Annotated in this window: 3 protein-coding genes; all 3 read left to right on the forward strand. The window is 60.5% G+C overall.

Annotated features, from left to right (window positions below; all coding sequences use genetic code 11):
- Positions 1-796: ABC transporter ATP-binding protein (locus AC1DX0_RS34545; protein WP_477358857.1), on the forward strand; the 796-nt coding region annotated here is incomplete at its 5' end.
- Entirely contained in the window at positions 793-1,521 is a 729-nt protein-coding gene (locus AC1DX0_RS34550; RefSeq protein WP_477222623.1) for an ABC transporter ATP-binding protein, read from the forward strand. The genes AC1DX0_RS34545 and AC1DX0_RS34550, both read left to right, overlap by 4 nt.
- A gap of 397 nt (positions 1,522-1,918) precedes the next feature.
- Positions 1,919-2,484, forward strand: a 566-nt coding sequence (locus AC1DX0_RS34555) for a sugar ABC transporter substrate-binding protein (protein ID WP_477358860.1), incomplete at its 3' end; no start/stop codon positions are given.

Genomic DNA, 2,484 nt, shown 5'->3' on the forward strand with positions numbered 1-2,484 from the left:
TCCCGCGACCGCGCTCCCGACCACAGCGCCCGAGATCATCGTCGAATGCCGCGGCATCGAATTCGGCTATGGACTTGGGCCGAAGGTGCTGCGCAATGTCGATCTCGCGGTTCAGCGCGGCCATATCCACGGCCTCATAGGGCCGAATGGCTCCGGAAAGAGCACGCTCGCCAACGTCATTTCCGGCCGTCTCTCGCCTCATGCCGGCCAGGTTCTGGTCAAGGGGACAAGGGTCGACGGCATGCCTGCGAGCAGCCGCTCGAAACTCGGGCTCCGGCGAACCTTCCAGGCCGCGCAACTGGTCAAGGAACTGACACCGACGCAGAACGTCATGGTCGGTCTGTTCGATCGTGTGCCACGCATTGTGGGCCGTGCCGCGTTTTGGCCGATGCTTGCGTCCGGCCGCCGCGATATGGCGGCGATGCATCGTCGCTCCGCCGAAACACTTGCCCTTGTCGGGGCCGGCGAATGGACGTCCCGGCAGGTCGGAGATGTTCCGCACGGCATCGAACAGCTCACTCAACTCGCGTCGGTCTGCGTGGCGGGGCCGGATGTCATCGTTCTCGATGAGCCGGCGACCGGCCTCTCGGCGAAGGAGGTGAGGCATCTGGCCACGATCCTCGCCAATCTCAAGAGCCAGGGCGTCACGATGATCATCATCGAGCACCAGACGCGTTTTCTGTTTCCGCTGTGCGATCGCGTCACCGTGCTCAACGCCGGCGAAGTGATCCTAACCGGGTCGGCCGACGAGGTGCGTGCCGACCCCGTGGTCAGACAGGTTTATCTCGGCGAATGAACGAACAATCGTCCCCCGTACTGGAGATCAGCTCGCTGAGCGCTGGCTATGGCCGCTTCGACGTCGTGCGCGACATCGGGCTCTCGGTTGGCAAGGGTGAAGCGGTTGCACTGCTTGGCCCCAACGGCGCCGGCAAGACCACTGTGCTGCGCGCGATCATGGGCCTGGTCAAGCAGCGGCGCGGCCTGATCCGCATTGGCTCGACAGATGTATCCGACCTGCCGACCCATCGCATAGCGCGCGGCCTCGCCGCCATCGCGCCGGAGGGGCGGCGCCTGTTTCTCGACCAGTCGGTGGAAGACAATTTGCTGTTGGGCGCGCTGCATTTGCGGCATGACCGAGCGAGGGTCGAGAGGCTGCTGACCTCGGTCTACGATCTTTTCCCGGTGCTGAGGAACTATCGCCACCGGCTGTCGTCGTTCCTCAGCGGTGGGGAGCAGCAGATGGTTGCCATCGGCCGCATGCTGATGAGCGACCCCGAGATCATGCTGCTCGACGAACCCTCTGTCGCGCTGTCGCCGGTCGCCGTCGACATCGTGGTCAAGGCGATGCTGGAACTGCGCAAGCGCGGTGCGTCGCTCCTGCTCGTCGAACAGCGCATCGATGTGGCAACCCGGGTCTGCGACCGGCTCTATGTCATGACGCATGGCGAGATCGTCGAGGAAATGACGCCCGAAATTGTCCGTTCCGGCGGCATGTCGATACTCAACAAATATCTCGGCTAGCGGCAGGCAGGCATAGCCCTTTCAACGCAATGAAATACGCGGTCAGTGGCCGAGCCTTCCGATTGAGGCTCGGCGCTGCCAGCGGGCTCGCCTGCGCCATGACCCAGGACTCGCCCAGATGTGTATTTGCCTGTTACCGGTATCTAGATTCAGCTTAATCTTGGCCGTGATGGCAGTCTTCAATGACTCTGAAAAAAAGATGAGTATCTCAAGTAAATAGTTGATTTCAAATGATTTTATTGACGTATGAGTGCGAGATAGTTCGAATGGAATTGATCTGCTACCGCTAACATTTTTCCTTGCAAAGGCTCCTGAACCGGCCTAGCTTGCGTTCGATTGGTGGCCAGCACGCCAAACGGATAGCGAAAGAATTCCAAACGGCCTGGGGAGGTTTTTCATGTGCAATGATGTGGCGCTCGCAGAATTGCTTGCGAACAAAATGGATGGAGGCCGCTCTCGGCGGGAGTTTTTCAAATTGCTCGCCGCCGCCGGGTTGGCGGTTCCGCTGATGGGGAGGTCGGCTTACGCCGCCGATACCGCAGGAATCTTGAAGAAGCGCCTGAACTTCATGGATTCGTTCTACACCCTGAACAATGATTACTTCAATCAGATGGACAGCGGCGCCGGGCAGGCGGCCGCGGTGCTCAACATCGCGGAATCGCGCGAATTGAACAATGGCGACGTCAACGTCCAGAAGAGCCATGTGGAGAACGCCCCGAACCTTGGCATAGACGGCATCACCATGGTGGCCGCGACCGAGGGGTCGGAGGTCGATCTGCTGCGGTTGGTCAACCGGTTACGCATCCCGACCGTCAACAATCACACAAAGGCGGTTTGGAACACGCCGGTCGACAGTGGCGATTATTATGTAGCGTTCCATGCTCCCGCAAATGTCACGGCCACCCGGGCACGCTCGGCACAGGTGTTCGAGAGGCTGGGCGGCAAAGGGAAGGTCGTCTATAT

The organism is Mesorhizobium sp. P3_A9, from assembly GCF_056402975.1.